Below are 19,539 nucleotides of genomic sequence, written 5' to 3'. Positions count from 1 at the left end.
GGCCCTCGCGCGTCAGCGGACGGTGACCTGGACGACGTTGGAGACGGCGCCGCCACCGACGACGCGGACCTTGTTGAGTCCCTTGATGCCGAGCTTCACGCGCAGGTTGTACGTGTGGTTGCGGGCGGTGTTCATGCGGATCGGCAGGGAGACCCACTTCTTGTGCTGGAGCTGCTGCAACGTCACGCGCGTGCCCGCACGAAGGCGAGTGGAGGAGCCGTGGACGCGGAACTGCTGCCACGCCTTGACGGACTTCACCGTCGCCTTCGCGTTCAGTGTGGGCCGCGGCGCCGACTCGTGCGCGGCCCCCTTGCCGGTGCCGTCGGAGGGGGTGTCGAGCGCGTGCGCCGCCGTGAGGGGGGCGGCGCACAGCAGCAGGCCGGCGCCGAAAGTGACGGCACGCGTCAGGGCAGGATTCATGCGATCTCCAGAGGGGCCAGAGGGAGGGGACCGCAGTAAGTTAAGACGATTCATCCCAATTTCTCCGGAATGACATGCCCTGACGCGCACCGCCACCCGAAGTGGTCACCCCGGTGCCCCACCCGGCTGACCACCCAGGTGCGTCACCCGGGTGGTCAGCCGCCCGCACCCCTGGAGTCCGCCGGATCCTCGCCCTCCGCGGGGATGATGTGCACCGCCGCCTCCTCGGCGGAGGCCGCCCCGCCGTCGACGCCCATGTCCTCGCCGACCATGTCCTGTTCCGCGGCGTCCTCCGGGTCCTCCGTGGCCCCCTCGTCCGGGGCGAACAGGCGTCCGGCGCGGGCGTCTCCCATCTCCGCCTCGTCGATCGGTTCGCCGTCGGTGTCGGTCGTGTCGCCGATGCCGTCGTCGTCCTCACCGGGCGCGGGGACCTCCAGGGCGGGGTCGGGCACCTCCTCGGAGAGCCGCTCGTCCAGCGTCTCGCCCTCTTGCTGCTCCTCGGCGGTGGTCCCGGTGTGGTTCACCCCGAGAGGGCGCTCGGGAGGCGACCAGCCTTCGTCGTAGGGATCGGACGCGCGGTCGTTGAGCGTGTCCTCGGGGTCGAGGATGCCCTCGTCCTCGCGGACCTCTTCCGCGTCGGGCTGGTAGACCTCGTCGCCCATGACGTCGTCGTTGTCCATGGTGCTCGTACTCCTTCATGCGCGGCGTGGTGCCGATGTCATGCGTGTATCCACCCTGATCCAGAACACACGTTCAGGCATGTGGGGAGTCCCCCGGGGTGCGCGCCGTGGATCAGCGGGTGCCGGGCGGGCGCCATTCGAGCAGCAGCAGCGTCGCGTCGTCCCGCAGCTGGTTGTCCTGCCGGTCGAGGATGGAGTGGATGAGCTGGCGCAGCGCCTCCGGGGCCGGTTCGCCCGCGGCCGTGGCCCGGATGATGCTGTCGGTGAAGCGGTCGAGGCCGAACTCGGAGTCGCCTCCCGTCCGCAGCTCCGTGACGCCGTCGGTGTACATCAGGACGCGGTCGCCCGGCTGGAGCGCCTCCTCGTGCACCTCCCACTCGACGCCGGCGAGCAGCGCGGGCGTGCCCAGAGGTGGCTGGGCGGGCCGCTCCAGCGCCCGGTCGAGCACGCGGTGGTCCCGGATCAGCAGGGGCGGGGGATGGCCGCAGTTGCACCACCGCAGGACGCCCCCCGCCAGGTCCAGCTGGGCGAGGATCCCCGTGCAGAACTGCTCGGGCAGCCACCGGGCGAGCGCCTGCTGGACGCTGTCGACCAGTTCGGGCAGCTCGGCCTCCGCGCGGCGGGCGTTGCGGCAGCCGGCCATGGCCACGGCGGTGGTCAGGCCCGACATGAGGTTGTGGCCCATGGCGTCGAGGATCGTCACGTACAGGGTGGAACGCGTCAGGGAGTGGTCGAAGACATCGCCGCCGATGTCGTACGCCGGTTCGAGGACGGCGGTCGAGATGACGTCGGAGTTGCCGATCGTCCGGGGCGGCAGAAAGGCGCGGAGCATCTCGGCGGGCAGCTGCATGACCTCGGAGCGTGTCCGGCGCGCGAAGGTGTCGCTGGCGGTGCGCTTGGAGGTGATCACCATGGCCAGGATGGAGGCGAGCGTGCGGCAGCGCCGCAGCAGCACCCCGTCGATGGCCGAGGCCGTGGCGCCGATGACGCCGAGGCGTTCGACCCCGTCGATCAGCGGCAGCCAGGTGGTGATGCGGCCGTGCGCCAGTTCCTCGACGCGCAGCGTGTGGGCCCGGTAGGCCGAACCGGCTACGGAGGAGTCCACTCCGAGGGCGGGCGGCCCCTCGGCCAGCGGCACCAGATGACGCTGTTGCAGATCCACCAGATATACGTCGATCCGGTCGAGCCCCGCGGCGTCGGCGAAGCGCTGCACCAGGGCGGGCAGCTCCATCGGGGTCGCCGCATGTGCCGAGGCGAGCAGTTGTTCGAGTAGTTGCTCTCCGGGGCCGGGAACGCTGGATTGGCTCGCCATCTGTGATCACCGCCTCACAGGCAGTCTCACACCGGGGCCCGGATCCTGCCCGAATTCAAGGCGTCGAGGTCCGGCCGGGAGGTGCCCTTGGTCCCGCGGGCGAGTGAACAAGGTCCCGGTATGCGGCCTTCTGTTCGCGGAACCACACCACAGACAGCAGTGACGGGCCGAGGAGAAGACTGTGCCAAGGGACATCGGTGTGAGCGACGAGAGCGGGCGCAGGGTGTGGGTGGGCGGCAGGCTGTCACGGAAGTCTGCCGGGCGGCCCGCACGGCAGTCCGCAGGGGATTCCGTGCGCGAGTCCGGGAGGCTCCGTCTCGTCCCGCCCGGACGGCGGTGGCCCGCCACCGCCGTCCGGGCGGGCGAACGGCAGCCGGGCCCGGCCCCGGCTTCCGCCCCCGGTGCGTCGGGCCGGCGGCGGGTCGCCGCGCCCGGCGCAGGAAGCCCGCCGCCGGGCGTGAGGCGGGAGGCGCGCGGTGCGCCCTGCTGGCTGAGCCTGGCCGCGCGGGACGTCCGGGCCGCCGAGGAGTTCTACGGCCGGGTCCTCGGCTGGTGCCACGTGCCGCTGCTCGGCCCGCCGGGCAAGGCGCGATCCCTGATGCTGAAGGCGGGGGTGCCGGTCGGCACCATCGGCCGGACCACCTGCGAGTCGGGCGTCCACGCGGGCTGGATGCCGTACTTCGCCGTCGACGACGTGGACGCCGCCGCCGGGCGGCTGCGCGACCGGGGCGCCACCGTGGCGGTCGGCCCGCTGGCCACCCACGCCGGGCGGGCCGCCGTGGCCGCGTGCCCGGAAGGCGCGGTGTTCGGGCTGCGCCACCGCGCCCCCGACAGCCTGTGGGCGGTGGGGGAGGGCCCGGTCGGCCGACTTGAGCTGCACACGCGGGACATCTTCGCCGCGGCGCTCTTCTACGGCGGCGTACTCGGCTGGGCCGGCGACCCCGGCGAGAGCTGCGCCGTGGAGTACGTCAACGACCAGATCGCGGTGCGGGACGGGGCGCGCAGGGTCGCAGCGCTCACGCAGGGAGTCGCTCCCGGCACCGAGGACCAGTACCGCTGGCACACGTCGTTCCGGGTGGACGACGTCGACGCGGCCGCCGCGGCGGCCGTGCGCGAGGGCGGACGCGTCATCGCACCACCGCGCGGGTCGGGCACCCGGCGGGAGGCCGTGCTGGGGGACCGCGAGGGCGTCGCCTTCACGGTCCTCAAGAGCTGAACCGCGCACGTCACGACTTTGGGGAATCAAAGGATGCTCGTTCGAACCATCGAGGCGGAACTGGCCGCTGATCCGACCGAGGGGACACAGGGTGAGGCCGCCCCTCTGCCATGGATCGAGGAAGCCCACCAAGTGGCGCCGAAGGACGCCAGGGAACTGTCGAAGCTCTTCTTCGACCGGCTCGCGACGCTGGAGGACGGCTCGCCCGACTACGCGTACACCCGCAACACCCTCATCGAGATGAACCTCTCCCTCGTGCACTACGTGGCGGGCCGGTTCCGCAACCGTGGCAACGGTCAGCTGGAGGACATCGTCCAGGTCGGAACCGTGGGCCTGATCAAGGCGATCGACCGGTTCGACGTGAGCCGCGGCTTCGAGTTCGTGTCGTTCGCGGTGCCTTGCATCCTCGGCGAGATCAAGCGCTACTTCCGCGACACCAGCTGGGCGGTGCACGTTCCGCGCAGATTGCAGGAGCTGCGTACGCGACTGTCCAGGTCCCAGGAGCGGCTCAGCACCGTGCTCGGCCGCGAGCCCACGGTCAAGGAGCTGGCGGCCGACCTGGAGGTGACCGAGGAACAGGCGCTGGAGGCGATCGTGGCCGCCAACGGCTACCTGGCCGGGTCCCTGGACGCCCCGCACGGCTCGGCCGACGAGGGCGAGACGTACCGGAGCGGCCGCTCGCTCGCCGACGTCATGGGCGCGCCGGACCCCGCCATCGAGGTCTTCGAGCACGTCCACGCCCTGGCCCCGCTGCTCGCGGAACTCGGCGAGCGGGAGCGGCGCATCATCGAGATGCGCTTCGGCCAGGAGATGACCCAGGCCGAGATCGGCGCCGCCCTCGGCATCTCGCAGATGCACGTGTCGCGGCTGCTCTCGCGGACCCTGGCCGAACTGAGGACGGGCCTGCTCACCCGGGAGTGACGGGCTCAGGCGCTCTGCCGACTCCGGCAACGGCGCTGGTAGTAGGCGTACGTCAGGGCGAGCACCAGCGGACCCCACAGGGTGATCAGGCCGCTGACCGTGGCAGCCAGGATGTGCCACCACACGTTGACGTAGGGGCCGTCCGCGAACCCGGCGATACGGAAGGTGCAGAGAGCCCAGTCGACGAGCAGCGCGGTGAAGAGCAGACCTGCGAGGGTCCCGGGGATGATCACCACGAAGGGCGGGACACGTTTGCCGCGGAGCATCGGTACCCACTTCGGCATGGTCTCGCTCCACGGGCGCACCAGGCCGCGGCACAGCAGGGCGAACGTCTCGGACAGGAGGCTGAGCGCGACGACGTAGGACACGTTGGCCCACCGCCCCCACGTCATCGGGGGGCCGTCGATGCCCATCATGAAGTCGAACCCGATGGGCAGCCGCCACAGACATACGGGCAGGCCGATGAGGGGGATCAGGCGCGCGGCGCGCTCGGCCCAGAGCGGCACGGGCCGCTCGGTTCGCCCGGCCACACGCAGGGTGTGCGTTTCGCTGATTGCCATGTGTCCACCGTTGTGGAACCACGGCGCGCGGAGATCGGGCCGGAGCATGATCCGCTTCCCCCGTGCGGCGGAGGCATGGACCTGCTCCTACTGCTCCCTTTCGACCCGGTAGGGACGCAGGCCGCGTGCCCGGTAGTTGCCGAGGGCGCGGGGGTGGTCGGTGGTGGACGTGTGGAGCCACACCCGGCGCACGTTCCGCGCGCCGACCGGCTCGGTCGCCCACGCCTGCCGCAGCGCGAGGGTCAGCGCGAAGCCGCCGAGACCTCTGCCCACGTACGGGGGCAGCAGCCCGAAAGCGGTGACTTCCACGTCGCCGCCCGGCTGCGGTTCGAGGTAGGCGACGCCGGCGGGTTCGCCCTCGAAGGTGATCAGCCAGTACTGGCGCAGTGGCCGGGCCGCCTGGTGTGCGTCCCACTCCTCCTCGGTGCGGGAGGCCGCGCTCCAGCCGTGGGCCTCGCCGACCTGCCCCTGGACGCTCCGGACCAGGGGTGAGTCACGGTCCAGGAGGCGCAGGCCGAGGCCGGGGGCGGCCGGTGCGGGACGAAGGTCTCCCGGGTCCGTCATCTCCAGGTAGGTGATGGTCTTTTGAAGGCGGGGCGAGTCCGCCGCTGAGTCGGGGCCGGGCGCGGCCCTCCGCGCGGATCCGTCGTTCACGGGTGTCACCTCGGCGGTGTGGTCTGTGGCGGTCGTGGGGTCGGGCTGCTCACCTGTCATGATGCGTCAAGAGAGCGCTGTGTGGCGGAACTTCACCGGCCTCAGCCGTGACGCCGCCGCCGTCGCCATCTCAGGGGCCGCGTCGCCATCTCAGGGGCCAGGGTCGGACAGGCCTGGCAGGACGCGTTCCTCAAAGGCCGTCCCCTGACAGGACCCTCCATTGCTTCGGCCCGCCCCCGAGCGGCATCGCGTGAGGGCGGGGAGGGCCGTGCTCCTGAGGGTCGACCGCGCTCCTGGCGACCGCCGAAAGGCGCGTGGCGACGGCCGGCGCCCCCGGCCGCTCACGCGGCCGCACGCTTCTCGGGTCGAGCCCTCGCGCTCAGCCGCGGATCACCGACATCAACAGTTCATGCGTCCCGGCGTCCGCGGCCGCCACCAGCCCCCGCACCCCAGGGCCGACCGGAGCGCCGTCGACTCCGGTGACCACGCATCCAGCGGCCCGGCACAGGGCGATGCCTGCGGCGAAGTGGACGCTCTCCGACAGGTCTTGGCCGTCGGTGACGTACGCGGCACGCTTACCGGCCGCGACCCAGGCCAGCGCCAGCGTCGATGAGACGACCCGCGGGCGGAAGTGCTCGGCGAACCGCGGCCGGGCCAGCAGATCGACCGCCCGGAACCCCGGGGCGCTCGGGAACGGCGGATCCAGGTTGACGTCCACCAACCGCGTGGCGGACGTGGGCGCCAGCCGCGTGTCACCGTCGTCGTCCCGGACCCACGCGGTCTCGCCGTCGGTGCAGAAGACCTCGCCGCTGAACGGATCCGCCACCGCCGCCGCGCCGCCCCTCAGCGCCACGTTCACGGCCACCACCATGGTGCCCGCGGCGTAGTTCAGCGTGCCGCACAGCGGGTCGACACGCCATTGGCGCGCGGCACCGGCCGCGCCCTGCTGCCCGCCCTCCTCACCGAACACCCCGTCCTCGGGCCGCGCGGCGCGGAGGCTGCCGAGGATCGCCTTCTCGGCCGCCACGTCGGCGGCGGTGGCGAAGTCTCCGGCTCCCTTGTCGATGCGGGCGAGCCGTCGTCCGTAGAGGTCGCGCACCACGTCCGCGCCCGCGCGGGCCGCGGCTATGGCGACTTCGGTGTCGTCGGTGCTGTCCCGGGCGATGATCGAGTCGGTCACGGTGCGCAGACTAGCGAGGCGCGGGGGCGGCCGACGGGCCCAAGGCGGGGAGACGCACGTCACATCGAGGGGTGTCACATCCGCCGCCGGCCGGTCCGTCAAAGGGGTGTAGCCACCACAACGGCAGAGGAGCAGCACCCACCATGGACGCACGCCTGAACTTCTTCACCAGCCCGATCGCGGGCAAGGCCCTCAAGCACTTCACCTCCGCGGGCAAGGCGCTCGCGGACTCGACGCTGCCGGCCTCGACACAGGAACTCGTGAAGATCCGCGCCAGCCAGATCAACGGCTGCGGATTCTGCCTCGACATGCACACCAAGGAGGCCGCCGCCGCGGGGGAGACCCCGCTGCGCCTCAACATGATCGCCGCCTGGCGCGAGGCCAAGGTCTTCACCGACGCCGAGCGGGCCGCGCTGGAACTGACGGAACAGGGCACCCGCATCGCGGACGCGGCCGGTGGTGTCACGGACGAGGTCTGGGCGGACGCGGCCAAGCACTACGACGAGGAGCAGCTCACCGCACTGGTGTCCCTGATCGCCCTCATCAACGCCTTCAACCGGCTGAACGTCATGGTCCAGCAGCCCGCCGGCGACTACGAGGTCGGCCAGTTCGGGTAGTTCGGGTCGTTCGGCCAGGAAACAGCCCCCGTGCCCGGTAGCTTCCGCCGGGCACTGGGGCTTCTTCACGTACAGATCAGTAATGGAGAAGCGTGGCCGCCGGGCCACGGCTAGCGTGACCGCCATGGACAACCCCGAAGCAGCCGACCCCGACAGAAGCGCCCCCGCGGTGCTCCGGGAGCCGAGGACCGCCGGCCCGCGCCCCCGCGCCGAGCGCCGTCACGACACCGAGCACCGGCTGACCCACGACATCGACGTGTGGGTGGCCAGCGCCTCGCCCGGCGGCGCGCCTCATCTGGTGCCGCTCTCCTTCGACTGGGACGGCGAGACGCTGCTCCTGGCCACGCCGCTGGACAGTCCCACCGGCGGGAACCTCACCGCCACCCGCACCGCCCGGCTCGCGCTGGGCCGCACCCGCGACGTGACGACGATCGAGGGCGACGTCGAGGTCCTGGAGATGGACGCGCTGCCGCGGGAGCGGGGCGACCGGTTCGCCGCGCGCACCGGCTTCGACCCGCGCCGGTCGGGCCCCCAGTACCGCTGGTTCCGTGTCACCCCGCGCCGCGTCCAGGCCTGGCGCGAGGTGAACGAGATGTCCGGCCGCGAACTGATGCGCGACGGCCGCTGGCTGGCCTGACGCCCCAGCCGCTCGGCACCGGCCGGATCGCGCCGGGCGACGACGACGGAGGCCGCGCAGGCGGCTCCTTTGCCCTACCGATGGAGACACGATGAGCAAGGCCAAGAGGACGGACCCGCGGTCGCCCGCGTCGCACGCCGCCGACAGCCACGACCTGATCCGGGTGCACGGCGCACGGGAGAACAACCTCAGGGACATCAGCATCGAGATCCCCAAACGCAGGTTGACGGTGTTCACCGGGGTGTCCGGTTCCGGCAAGAGTTCGCTGGTGTTCAACACGATCGCCGCCGAGTCGCAGCGGATGATCAACGAAACCTACAGCGCCTTCGTGCAGGGCTTCATGCCGACCATGGCGCGGCCCGACGTCGACGTGCTCGACGGTCTGACGACGGTCATCACCGTCGACCAGAGCCGGATGGGCGCCGACCCGCGCTCCACGGTCGGCACCGCCACCGACGCCCACGCGATGCTGCGCATCCTCTTCAGCCGCCTGGCCAAGCCGCACATCGGTCCGCCCAGTGCGTACTCCTTCAACACCGCCTCGGTCCGGGCGAGCGGCGGGATCACCGTCGAACGCGGCTCCGCGAAGACCAAGACCGTCAAGGCGACCTACCAGCGCACCGGCGGTATGTGCACGCGCTGCGAGGGCCGGGGCACGGTCTCCGACATCGACCTCACCCAGCTCTACGACGACTCCAAGTCGCTCGCCGAGGGCGCGTTCACCATCCCCGGCTGGAAGTCGGACAGCCAGTGGACCGTGCAGACCTACGCCCAGTCCGGCTTCGTCGACCCGGACAAGCCGATCCGGCAGTACACCAAGAAGGAGATGCAGGCCTTCCTCTACGGGGAGCCGGTCAAGGTCAAGGTCAACGGCATCAACCTCACCTACGAGGGCCTGATCCCGAAGATCCAGAAGTCGTTCCTCTCCAAGGACAAGGAGGCGCTCCAGCCGCACATCCGGGCGTTCGTGGAACGGGCGGTCACCTTCACCACCTGCCCGGAGTGCGACGGCACCCGCCTCAGCGAGGGCGCCAGATCGTCGAAGATCAAGCGGAAGAGCATCGCCGACCTGTGCGCGATGGAGATCAGGGACCTGGCCGAGTGGGTGCGGGACCTCGAAGAGGCGTCGGTGGCCCCGCTGCTCGCCTCGCTGCGGCAGACCCTCGACTCGTTCGTGGAGATCGGCCTCGGCTACCTCGCCCTCGACCGGCCCGCCGGCACGCTGTCGGGCGGTGAGGCGCAGCGCGTCAAGATGATCCGCCACCTCGGCTCCTCGCTCACCGACGTCACCTACGTCTTCGACGAGCCCACCGCGGGCCTGCACCCCCACGACATCCAGCGCATGAACGACCTGCTGCTGCGCCTGCGCGACAAGGGCAACACGGTCCTCGTCGTGGAACACAAGCCGGAGATGATCGCGATCGCCGACCACGTCGTGGACCTCGGTCCCGGCGCGGGACAGGCCGGCGGCACCGTCTGCTTCGAGGGCCCCCTGGAGGGGCTGCGGGCCTCCGGCACGATCACCGGCCGGCACCTCGACGACCGGGCCGCGGTCAAGGAGACCGTACGGAAGTCCACGGGCGCGCTGGAGATCCGCGGCGCGACGGCGAACAACCTGCGGAAGGTCGACGTCGACATCCCGCTCGGGGTGCTCACCGTCATCACCGGGGTGGCCGGTTCCGGCAAGAGCTCGCTCGTGCACGGGTCGGTTCCCACCGACGCGGGGGTGATCTCGGTCGACCAGAGCCCGATCAAGGGCTCGCGGCGCAGCAACCCCGCGACGTACACCGGGCTGCTCGACCCCATCCGCAAGGCGTTCGCCAAGGCCAACGGCGTCAAGCCGGCGCTGTTCAGCGCCAACTCCGAGGGCGCCTGCCCCACTTGCAACGGCGCGGGCGTCATCTACACCGACCTCGGGATGATGGCCGGTGTCTCCACGACCTGCGAGGACTGCGAGGGCAAGCGGTTCGACGCGTCGGTGCTCGACTACCGCCTCGGCGGCCGCGACATCAGCGAGGTGCTCGCGATGCCGGTGGCCGAGGCCGAGGAGTTCTTCGGCTCCGGGGAGGCGCACACCCCGGCCGCCCACAAGATCCTGGAGCGGCTCGTCGACGTCGGGCTCGGCTACCTCACCATCGGCCAGCCGCTGACCACGCTCTCCGGCGGCGAGCGACAGCGGCTCAAGCTGGCCACGCACATGGGCGACAAGGGCGGCGTCTACATCCTCGACGAGCCGACCACCGGACTGCACCTCGCCGACGTCGAGCAGTTGCTCGGCCTGCTGGACCGGCTCGTCGACTCCGGGAAGTCGGTCATCGTCGTGGAGCACCACCAGGCCGTTATGGCGCACGCCGACTGGATCATCGACCTCGGCCCCGGCGCCGGCCACGACGGCGGCAGAATCGTCTTCGAGGGCACCCCCGAGCAGCTGGTGGCCGCGCGCTCCACCGTCACCGGGGAGCACCTCGCGGCGTACGTCGGGAGGTGACACCCGCGTGCCGCCGTCGACCTCGGTGAACGTCATACGGCCGATCTCGTGCCTGGACGGCGGCAGGCTGCGGTCGACGACGTACTCGGTGGCGTACGGCGGGTCGTAGCGGGTGCTGCGCTCCCGGAGCCGGCCGATCAGCCAGAGGTGTCGGCACGGTGCGGCTTGTCGGGGTTGCGGATGCCGTACAGGCCGGTGATCCGCCCGTCGCGGATCTCGAAGGCGAGCAGCCACTCCGGCTGACCGTCCGCGAGGAACAGCGACGCCGGTTCGAACCGGACTCCGCCGCCCGGTCGTCGGCCGCGACGACGTCGCCCGGTTCGCCCTCGGCGTGGCCCGTCGAGCACATCATCTGCGACGGCATGCCCGCGGCGCGGGTGGTGCGGATCGGCTCTCGGGTGTTCATCGAGACACGTCGCACGCCCGGACCGTGACACCCGGCACCTGTGATCCCCTTCACAAGGCGCGCGGCCCGGCCCGGCGCCGATTACCGGTGAAGCTCTCCCCTTGGGCAGGATGGGGCCATGACCGAGATCCGCACCCCCCGCCTCCTCCTCCGCCGCTGGCACGACGGCGACCTCGCGCCCATGGCGGAGATCAACGCGGACCCGCGGGTCATGCGCCTCGTCGACGACGGCCGCGTCCGCGACCTCGAACAGACGGCGGAGGAGATCGAGCGGTGGGAGGAGGAGTGGGACGACGAGGGTTTCGGCCTCTTCGCCGTCGAACTCCTCGCCTCGGGCGAGCTGGCCGGCTTCACGGGTCTCTTCGTCCCCGAGTTCCTGCCGGAAGCGGCGTCCGACGCGGCCATCGGCTGGCGGCTCGGCGCGCAGTTCTGGGGCCAGGGGTACGCCTCCGAAGCCGCCCAGGCCACATTGGAGTTCGCCCTCCAGGACCGCGGCCTCGAACGGGTCGTCGCCATCCACCGGGCGGAGGACCAGGCCTCCGAGAACGTCGTCCGCAAGCTCGGCATGGCACTGGAGCGCGAGACGACGCACCCGGTGTCCGGCCACGCGCTGCGTGTCCACGGCATCGACCTCACCGAGTACCAGGCCTGACGCGGCGCGGCCCGCCTACAGCAGGTGGGCGTTGGGCGCCTTCGCCGCGTCGGCGTACTCGGGCAGTTCGAGGACGGTGACGCCCGCGGCCTCCAGGGACTCCGCGCCCCACGCGCAGGCGGTGACCACACGGCGGAGCCCGGATTCGCCGATCAGCCGGGTGCGGGGCAGGGGCCGGGGCCGGGGCCGCGAGGAGGGTTCCGCGCACGGCCCGAGCGAGCTGTACAGCGTCGCGTCGGACAGCCGCGGATCGCCGGCGTCGACCTTGGCGAGGACGCTCTCCTCGGCGTGGGCGTCCGTGTCCCGCTCGCGGGAGTGGGCGCGGGCCAGCTCTGTGCCGTCGTCGGCGACGACGACCGCCCCCACGCTGAACGCGCTGTCCGAGGGCGGGCACTGGGTGGCGAGCCGGCAGGCGATGGCCAGCCAGGCCCGGTCGGCGACGGTGGGCTGGTCGCCGGGTCCGGGCCGGCCGCAGGCTGTGGGGGTACGGTCCTCGTTCACGTCGTCGTTCATACGGTGCTGGCCTCCTTGTTGGCGTACCGGAGGAGTACCACGCAGGCGCTGTGGGAAGCCGTACCCGCCGTGGGCGGCCCGGCACGGCTCAGGCCGCGCTCCCGGCTCCCGTCAGGCGGCCCGCCAGATACCGCTGGAACTGCCACAGAGGGCGCTCCAGATGGGAGAAGCGCCCGCCCGACGGGGCGGGGTCGGTGGCCAGGCCGCGCTGCACGCCCCGCACGGCGACCAGATCCTCGTTCTGGATCACCTCGAACTGGCGCCTCGACGCCTCCACGTACGCCTCGAAAAGGGGCTGCCGCTTGGCGTGAGCGGGTACCAGCACCGTCACGAGCGCATCGTGCGTGACCGGTCCTGTCGGCACCCAGCGCACGAACGTGACGCTGTCGGGCAGCAGGGCCATCACCAGGTTCGGGAAGACACCCGCGACCGTCATGCCGGACAGCTGCCGGGCGCCGAGCCCGGGGATGAGCGTGCCGACCATGGGCGCGCCGTCCTCCCCCGCCGCGTCGGCGGCGTCGGCCGCGAAGGGGGTGTACATGCTGAACCACCGTCCGTCGCTCTCGTCGACGACGGTGTCCTTGCCGGGAACGAGGACATCGAGCGTGCCGGCGTGCGTGCCCATGTGGTGGTAGTTCTCCGAGCCGTTCTCGAAGGCCACCTTCCAGTTGGCGGGCACCCCGTCCCACCGGTCCGTGTACGCGACCACCAGGTCCGCGAGGCCGTACGGCGCGAGCCGTTCGGCAAGCCCCGTCAACTGCGGTGCGAGTGGCGGCGCCTCGGGGGCGGCGCAGACCATGAGCAGGCCGTTCCACACCTCCAGGCGGTAGCGGGGCAGGCGGCACGCGGCGCGGTCGAAGTCGACCTTGCTCATCATGGGGGCGCCGGCCAGCTGACCGGCGTACTCGCCGTTCAGCCGGTACGTCCAGGTGTGGTACGGACACATGAGGCGCTCCAGGGACCCCTGCTCGGGGGCCGTCTCGGGCGGCAGGATGTCCATGAAGCGATGCCTGCACACCCGGGACAGCGCGTGCAGGTGCCCGTCCTCGTCGCGCGTGACGACCAGCGGCTCACCGGCCGCGTCGGTACGCAGGTAGTCGCCCGGCCGGGCGACCTGGTCGACGTGGCCCACGCAGAGCCAGTCGCCGCGGAAGACGCGGTCGTGTTCGAGCCGGTGGAATGCCTCGTCGGTGTAGGCGCGGGCGGGCAGGGTCTCGCCGCGCTCCAGGGGGAGTGCGGAGATCCGCGCCAGCTCGGTGAGCAGGGCGTGAAGCGTGTCGTGCAGCATGGTGCCACCGCCTTCGTCCGGGATCTCCTTCCAGGCTGGGCGGCGGTGCGCCGCGGCGAATCGCCGCCGGGAACGACATTCCGGTACATCCTTCGGATTACCGGCCGTATTACTGGCACATCACCTGGGGGGCCGGGTGGGGCCCGCCCGGCAGGGTCACGACGTGGTCGGCGGCGGCGAGCCCCGCCCGCTCGTGGGTGGCCAGGAGCGTGGTGCGGCCGCGCGTGGCGTCGAGAATGTCGGCGAGCACGGCGGCCGCCGTCTCCGGATCCAGCCCCTCGGTGGGTTCGTCCAGCACCAGCACCGGCGGGTCGGCGAGCAGCGCGCGGGCCAGCAGCAGGCGGCTGCGCTGGCCGCCCGACATCGCGGAGCCGTCCCCGCCGAGGTGCGTGTCCCAGCCGTCGGGCAGTGACTCGATCCACTCCAGGAGCCGGGCCCTGCGGGCCGCTTCGCGCAGGTCGGCGTCCGTGGCGTCGGGGCGGGCCAGCAGGAGGTTGGCGCGCACCGTCGCGTGGAAGACGTGCGCGTCCTGCGTCATGCCGGTGATCGCGCGTCGGGCGTCGGCTCCCGAGACCTCGCGCAGCTCGCGCCCGCCGACGCGGATGCTCCCCGCTTCGTACGGGACGAAGCGCATCAGCGCCGCGATCAGCGTCGACTTCCCCGAGCCGCTCGCGCCGAGGAGCACGACCCGGCGGCCGGGCGGGAGCCGTAGGCTCACCCCGTCCAGGGCCGGCGGCCCGCCGGGGCGGTGGCGCACCCGCAGGTCGGTGATGTCGACGCCGAGCGGGCCGTCGAGGGGGAGCGGGGCAGGGCGGGGCGGGTCGGCGACGGGCGGCGGGGTGTCGAAGAGAACCGCCAGCCTCCCCGCTGAGGCCCGTACCTCCGACAGGCGGCGGGCTGCGGCGGGCAGCGGCGCGAGGGCCTCGAAGGAGACCAGCGCGAGGACCACGAGGACGGTCAGGTGCGCGGCGGGCAGCGCACCGTCCGCGTGCGCGCGCAGCGCGTACCAGGCGACACCGACCGTCGCCCCGCCCTGGAGCAGCAACACCGCGGCCGAGGCGAGTGACGTGGTCAGTGCCTTGCGGCGCTCCAGCGCGGCGATCCGGGCACAGGCGTGGCGGACGCGCGCGTGGGCCCGGTCCCGTGCGCCGTACGCGGCGAGGTCCGCCGCGCCCTCGGTCAAGTCCAGTGTGAGAACGGCCAGTTCGCCGCGCGCGGCCTTCTCCGCGTGGCCCGCGCGGCGGGACAGCGCGAGCACCAGGGCGGGTACGAGGAGTCCCGCCACGGCCAGCAGCAGACCGAGCGGTAAGCCCGCCGGGGGCAGCAGCACCGCGGCCGTCCCGGTGGCGGCCACGGCCACCACGCAGGCGGCCGTGGCCGGGATGAGCACCCGGAGCAACAGGTCCTGCGCGGCGTCGACGTCATCGACGAGCCGGGTCAGCAGGTCGCCGCCGCGGAAGGCGGGCGTGCCCGCCGGGGTGAGGGGTACCAGCGCTTCGTACACCCGGGTGCGGAAGCCCGCGACGGCCCGCAGGACGCTGTCGTGGCCGAGGAGCCGGTCGGTGTAGCGCAGCGCGCCCCGGCCCAGGGCCAGCGCGCGTACGGCGACGATCGCGAGGCTCACGGACGCGAGCGGCGGCTGCTGTGCGGCGCGGGTGATCAGCCAGGCGGCGGTCGCCGTCAGCGCGGCGGCGGCGAGTTCACTGCCCGCCGCGGCGAGCGCGGCGGGCAGCAGCCTGCGCCAGTACGGCAGGAGACGGCGAAGGAGCCGGAGGGTGGGGCGGGGGGTGTGCCGGGGGGCGGCTGCCGTGGCCGTGAGCGGCGTCATGAGGCCACCAGCCCTTCTACGAGCGGTGGTTGGGGGGCGGTGAGGCGACCCGCGCGTACGGTGACGACCCGGTCGGCGTGGGGCAACAGGCTCGTCCGGTGAGCGACCACGAGCGAGGTCCTGCCCCGCATCAGGGCGACCGTGGCACGCGTGACGGCGGCCTCGCTGCCGGGGTCGAGGTGGGCGGTCGGTTCGTCGAGCAGCAGCACAGGGGCGTCCTTGAGGAACGCGCGGGCCAGCGCGATCCGTTGGCGCTGGCCCGCGGAGAGCCCCGCGCCACGCTCTCCGAGCACCGTGTCGTACGCCTGCGGCAGCGCCTCGACGAAGTGGTCGGCGAAGGCCGCCCGCGCCGCCTCCCGCACCTCGTCGTCGCCCGCGTCGGGGCGCCCGAGACGGATGTTGTCCGCGACGGACGCCGCGAACAGATGGGGGCGTTGCGGTACCCACGCCACCTGGGCGCGCCACGCGTCGGCGTCGAGGTCCGCGAGGTCCGTGCCGCCGACCGTGACCCGGCCCTCCCCGGGGGGCACGAAGCCGAGGAGCAGCGCCAGCAGGGTGGACTTGCCCGCCCCGCTCGGTCCGACCAGGGCCACGTGCTCGCCGGGGCGTACAGCGAGGGAGACGTTGTGGAGGGCGGGCGCGGCGCGACCGGCGTACCGGACGGTGACCTCGTCGAGGGACAGGTGCGGCCGGCCGGTGGAGCGCGGCGGGCGCGCATCCCGGTGGGCGCTTCGAGCGTCGTCGTCGCCGTCGTCGACGCGGTCACCGGGCTCGTCGAGGATGGCGAAAACCCGCTCGGCCACCGCGACGCCCTCGGCGCTGTCGTGGAAGGCGGCGCCCGCGGCGCGCAGTGGCAGATACGCCTCGGGGGCCAGGAACAGCACGGTCAGTGCCGTACGAAGCTCCAACTCGCCCCCGAGCAGCCGCAGTCCGACCGGGACGGCCACCAGCGCCACGGAGAGGGTGGCGACCGTCTCCAGGACGAAGGAGGAGAGGAACGCCACGCGCAACGTCCGCATGGCGGCACGCCGATGGGCGTCCGCCATCTCGCCGACCACCCGGGCCTGGTGCCGCTCGCGGCCGAACGCGCGCAGTGTCGGCAGCCCCGCCACCACGTCGAGGAAGTGCCCGCCGAGGCGCGAGAGCAGCGCCCACTGCCGGGCGGTGCGCCGCGCTGTGTGCATGCCGACGAGCGCACCGAACACCGGTATCAACGGCAGCGTCACGGCGACGATGAGGGCCGACGTCCAGTCGGTCCACGCCAGCCAGGCGACGACCGTGAGGGGCACCACGGCGGTGGCCGTCATCGTGGGCAGGTAGCCGATGACGTACGGGTCCAGGGCGTCGAGGCCGCGGGTGAGCAGCGTGGCGGTCTCGCCGTGGCGGCGGGCCGCGAGCCGCAGCGGACCGGTGTGCCGCAGCCGGCCGGTGATCCGGTCCCGCAGCGCGTGCTTGGCGTCGGCCGCGGCGCGCTGCGCGAGCCCTCCGTGCGCCCAGGTCAGCAGCGCGCGCAGCGCCATGACGGTACCCAGCGCGGCGAGCGGCACGGTGGGTGACCCGTGCCCGGCGAAGCCGTCCGCGAGGACCGCGGCCAGCAGGCCCGCCTGGGCGATGACGAGCCCGGCGCCGAGGAGAGCCAGCGTCACGGAGCACGTCATATGGCGGCGCAGCACGGGGAGTTCACGCAGCAGTCGGCGTTCGACCGGCTTCATCGTGGGTGCCTCTCGTCGCGGGTGGGGTTCGGTGGCGGTCGCTCAGGAGCGGTGGCCGGTCAGAAGTAGCTGGGGTGACGGCGGCCCGTCCGCCCGCGGAAGGCCCACCAGCTCCACGACTGGTACGCGAGGATCACCGGGATCAGCACGACCCCGAACGCGGTGAGGATCCTCAGCGTGACGCCGTCCGTGACCGCGTGCCCGATCGTCATCCCGCCCCCGGCCGCGTCGACCAGGACGTAGGGGTAGTGACCGGCCCCTACGAGCGGCACGGGCAGTACGGTCGCGCAGCAGGTCGCCGCGAACGCCCGGACGCGGTGCCCCCGCGTGAGGGAACACCAGGCGCAGGCGAGCGCCGCCGCGAACAGGGCGGCGAGGGCCGCCGAGGTCGCGCGGTTGGTCATCGAGGCGCCGGCGCCGAAGAGCGTGAGCAGCAGCGGCAGGCAGCCCACGGCCGCGGCCGCCCGCACCAGCGCGGCCCCCAAGTTCCTTGCCCTGAAGGCGATGTGAGGGGCGGAGCGCAGGCTGACGAAGGCCGCCCCGTGTGCCGCGAAGAGCAGCGCGGTGGTCAGTCCGCAGGCGAGCACGAACGGCGTGAGCACGTCGTCGGCCCCGATGTGGAAGCTCCCGTCGGCCCGGCGGGGCACGCCGTGGAGCAGCAGTCCCAGGAAGAGCCCCCAGCACACGGCGGGCAGCGCCCCGCCGAACACGATCAGGGCGTCCCACCACCGGCGGCCGAGGGCGCTGTGGGCACGGCCGCGCAGTTGTACGGCGGCGTTGCCGAGGACCAGGCCGACGAGGATCGCCACGACCAGCGGATACATGCCGGACAGCAGGCTGCCCTCCAGATGCGGGAAGGCCCCGAAGAGGACACCGGTGAAGGCGACCAGCCAGACCTCGTTGCCCAGGAAGAACGGCGCGATGGCGTCCAGGGCGGCGTTGCGGCCCGACTCCTCGGCCTCGGGACCGCGGCCTTCCCCGTCGCCGAGGAGGGGGTGAAGCATCTGTACGCCGTAGTCGTAGCCGCCGAGCACGAAGTACCCGGCGAGAAGCAGGCCGAGGAGGGCCAGCCAGAGGGTCTCCAGACTCATTTCGTCCAACTTTCCATGGGGCCGTGGGAGTTCATCTCAGTACGCCGCTACTTCTGCGCGTGTGGCGGGCGAGTCGCCGGGGAGCGGTTCGGTGGCGCCGAGCTGGGTGGCGTCGGGGCCGCGCAGGGCGAAGCGCGTGATCAGCGTCCAGTTCGTCACCGCCAGCGCCAGGAAGATGGCGATGAACGCGGCGCACGAGACGGCCAGCGCGGCCGTGCCGACCGGGGAGACCGCGTCCTCGACCGTCAACTCGCCGTGGACGAGCCAGGGTTGGCGCCCCACCTCGCGGACGACCCACCCGCCGACGGCGGCGACGAAGGGGAAGGGCACCGTCGCCACCAGGATGTACAGGAGGACGCGGCGGCGGATGAGCCAGTCCTTCCAGAGCAGGGCGACGGCGATGAGCGTGATGGTGGACACCGTGTTGCCGATGACCGTCATCACGTCCATCGAGATCCGGATCGTGTCCTGCCAGGGCACGTAGTCGCCGGGCCCGTACTCCCCGACGAGTCGCGCCTGTACCTCCGCGACGCCACTGTTCTCCAGGACCGCGTGCTTCATCGGCTGGGTCCGCTCGATCACGGGCCGCTGCATCTCGCCGACGACGACCACGAAGAAGGAGGCGAGCATGCTCACCCAGAGCCCCAGCCGCAGCGAACCGCGGAACAGCTCGGTCTCCTTGGTGCCCCGGATGAAGTGCCACGCGCTGACCCCGGCGACGAAGACGCCGCCCGTCGTCAGCGCGGCGAGCGCGATATGGCCGAGAGCGACCAGCGCGCTGTCGTTCGTGAGCAGCGCCCCGAAGTCGGTCAAGTAGGCCTCGCCACCCCGGACTTCGTAACCGACGGGGTGCTGCATGAAGCCGTTGGCGACCATGATCCAGTACCCGGAGGCATACGCGGTCAGGGCGACTAGCCAGATGAGCGTGACGTGCACGCCCTTGCGCAGACGCCCCCAGCCGAAGATCCACATGCCGAGGAAGGTGGACTCGGCGAAGAACGCGATGAGGGTTTCCAGAGCCAGCGGGGCGCCGAAGACATTGCCCGCGAACTTGCTCAGCCCGCTCCAGCTGAGCCCGAACTGGAACTCCATGACGAGGCCGGTGACGATGCCGACCGCGTAGTTGATGACATAGAGCTGACCCCAGAAGCGGGTCATGCGCTCCCGGACGGCTCTCGTGACGGGATCTCGGGTGAACGCGGCCCGGGTGTGCATGATCGCGACGAGGGGGACGAGCCCCATGGTGAGGATCACGAACAGCCAGTGGATGCCGGTCGTGGCCGCGAACTGGAGTCGGGCCAGGTCCGCAGTGCTCATGATGCGACCTACTTCTGTGGGGGACGGACGGGGGAGACAGATGGTGG

19 protein-coding genes are annotated in these 19,539 nt (G+C 72.3%); 7 read left to right on the top strand and 12 right to left on the bottom strand.

Annotated features, from left to right (window positions below; translation table 11 throughout):
• Positions 1-12 precede the first annotated feature (12 nt).
• From CP975_RS03485 to CP975_RS03475, 3 genes are all read right to left on the bottom strand, one after another.
• Positions 13-420, bottom strand: a complete 408-nt coding sequence (locus CP975_RS03485; RefSeq protein WP_055536206.1) for a hypothetical protein — start codon at positions 418-420, stop codon at positions 13-15.
• 155 nt (positions 421-575) lie between these two features.
• Positions 576-1,100, bottom strand: coding sequence for a DUF5709 domain-containing protein (locus CP975_RS03480; RefSeq protein ID WP_055536205.1), 525 nt, complete (start codon positions 1,098-1,100; stop codon positions 576-578).
• Positions 1,101-1,212: 112 nt separating this feature from the next.
• Positions 1,213-2,412 (bottom strand): PP2C family protein-serine/threonine phosphatase, encoded by a 1,200-nt coding sequence (locus tag CP975_RS03475; RefSeq protein ID WP_055536204.1) that lies wholly within the window; start codon positions 2,410-2,412, stop codon positions 1,213-1,215.
• A 457-nt stretch (positions 2,413-2,869) separates the two neighbouring features.
• Here CP975_RS03475 and CP975_RS03470 point away from each other — a divergent pair, with 457 nt between their 5' ends.
• Both CP975_RS03470 and CP975_RS03465 read left to right on the top strand, forming a co-directional pair.
• Entirely contained in the window at positions 2,870-3,628 is a 759-nt protein-coding gene (locus tag CP975_RS03470; protein ID WP_055527300.1) for a VOC family protein, read from the top strand.
• Positions 3,629-3,661: 33 nt separating this feature from the next.
• Positions 3,662-4,549 (top strand): SigB/SigF/SigG family RNA polymerase sigma factor, encoded by an 888-nt coding sequence (locus tag CP975_RS03465; protein WP_055527299.1) that lies wholly within the window; start codon positions 3,662-3,664, stop codon positions 4,547-4,549.
• Positions 4,550-4,554: 5 nt separating this feature from the next.
• Here CP975_RS03465 and CP975_RS03460 read toward each other — a convergent pair whose 3' ends face one another.
• The 3 genes from CP975_RS03460 to CP975_RS03450 form a co-directional block, all read right to left on the bottom strand.
• The gene (locus CP975_RS03460; protein WP_055527305.1) at positions 4,555-5,109 is read right to left on the bottom strand and encodes a hypothetical protein; all 555 of its coding nucleotides are present in this window, start codon (positions 5,107-5,109) and stop codon (positions 4,555-4,557) included.
• An 87-nt stretch (positions 5,110-5,196) separates the two neighbouring features.
• Positions 5,197-5,763 (bottom strand): GNAT family N-acetyltransferase, encoded by a 567-nt coding sequence (locus CP975_RS03455; RefSeq protein WP_246201390.1) that lies wholly within the window; start codon positions 5,761-5,763, stop codon positions 5,197-5,199.
• Positions 5,764-6,142: 379 nt separating this feature from the next.
• On the bottom strand, positions 6,143-6,943 hold the full coding sequence (locus CP975_RS03450; protein ID WP_246201389.1) for an inositol monophosphatase family protein: 801 nt from the start codon (positions 6,941-6,943) through the stop codon (positions 6,143-6,145).
• Between the two features lie 143 nt (positions 6,944-7,086).
• On the opposite strand from CP975_RS03450, the gene CP975_RS03445 reads away from it, so the two are divergent.
• The 5 genes from CP975_RS03445 to CP975_RS03420 all read left to right on the top strand — a co-directional run bounded on the left by CP975_RS03445 (position 7,087) and on the right by CP975_RS03420 (position 11,743).
• Positions 7,087-7,560, top strand: coding sequence for a carboxymuconolactone decarboxylase family protein (locus tag CP975_RS03445; RefSeq protein WP_055527298.1), 474 nt, complete (start codon positions 7,087-7,089; stop codon positions 7,558-7,560).
• Between the two features lie 124 nt (positions 7,561-7,684).
• Positions 7,685-8,197 carry a pyridoxamine 5'-phosphate oxidase family protein gene (locus CP975_RS03440; protein WP_055527301.1) on the top strand — a complete coding sequence of 171 codons (513 nt, stop codon included), beginning with the start codon at positions 7,685-7,687 and terminating at the stop codon, positions 8,195-8,197.
• Between the two features lie 91 nt (positions 8,198-8,288).
• Positions 8,289-10,685: an ATP-binding cassette domain-containing protein gene (locus tag CP975_RS03435; RefSeq protein ID WP_055527297.1), complete on the top strand. Its 2,397-nt coding sequence runs from the start codon at positions 8,289-8,291 to the stop codon at positions 10,683-10,685.
• A gap of 158 nt (positions 10,686-10,843) precedes the next feature.
• Complete coding sequence (locus CP975_RS34940; protein ID WP_055527295.1) at positions 10,844-11,119, top strand: hypothetical protein; 276 nt, start codon at positions 10,844-10,846, stop codon at positions 11,117-11,119.
• A gap of 90 nt (positions 11,120-11,209) precedes the next feature.
• A complete protein-coding gene (locus CP975_RS03420; RefSeq protein ID WP_055527294.1) occupies positions 11,210-11,743 on the top strand; it encodes a GNAT family N-acetyltransferase in 534 nt (177 codons plus the stop codon).
• A 15-nt stretch (positions 11,744-11,758) separates the two neighbouring features.
• Here CP975_RS03420 and CP975_RS03415 read toward each other — a convergent pair whose 3' ends face one another.
• From CP975_RS03415 to CP975_RS03390, 6 genes are all read right to left on the bottom strand, one after another.
• Positions 11,759-12,256: a cytidine/deoxycytidylate deaminase family protein gene (locus CP975_RS03415; protein WP_150476563.1), complete on the bottom strand. Its 498-nt coding sequence runs from the start codon at positions 12,254-12,256 to the stop codon at positions 11,759-11,761.
• A gap of 88 nt (positions 12,257-12,344) precedes the next feature.
• Positions 12,345-13,544, bottom strand: a complete 1,200-nt coding sequence (locus CP975_RS03410; RefSeq protein WP_055536094.1) for an aromatic ring-hydroxylating oxygenase subunit alpha — start codon at positions 13,542-13,544, stop codon at positions 12,345-12,347.
• Positions 13,545-13,653: 109 nt separating this feature from the next.
• The gene (gene cydC / locus CP975_RS03405; protein WP_150476562.1) at positions 13,654-15,372 is read right to left on the bottom strand and encodes a thiol reductant ABC exporter subunit CydC; all 1,719 of its coding nucleotides are present in this window, start codon (positions 15,370-15,372) and stop codon (positions 13,654-13,656) included.
• Complete coding sequence (gene cydD / locus CP975_RS03400; protein ID WP_055535936.1) at positions 15,369-17,084, bottom strand: thiol reductant ABC exporter subunit CydD; 1,716 nt, start codon at positions 17,082-17,084, stop codon at positions 15,369-15,371. The genes cydC and cydD overlap by 4 nt, the downstream gene beginning before the upstream one ends.
• 59 nt (positions 17,085-17,143) lie before the next feature.
• Positions 17,144-18,175: a cytochrome d ubiquinol oxidase subunit II gene (cydB, locus tag CP975_RS03395; protein WP_055535937.1), complete on the bottom strand. Its 1,032-nt coding sequence runs from the start codon at positions 18,173-18,175 to the stop codon at positions 17,144-17,146.
• A gap of 36 nt (positions 18,176-18,211) precedes the next feature.
• On the bottom strand, positions 18,212-19,492 hold the full coding sequence (locus CP975_RS03390) for a cytochrome ubiquinol oxidase subunit I (RefSeq protein ID WP_055535938.1): 1,281 nt from the start codon (positions 19,490-19,492) through the stop codon (positions 18,212-18,214).
• Between the last annotated feature and the right edge of the window lie 47 nt (positions 19,493-19,539).

The sequence above is a fragment of the Streptomyces alboniger genome (assembly GCF_008704395.1).
GTDB lineage: Bacteria > Actinomycetota > Actinomycetes > Streptomycetales > Streptomycetaceae > Streptomyces > Streptomyces alboniger.
This window is presented reverse-complemented; position numbering and strand designations above follow the sequence as displayed.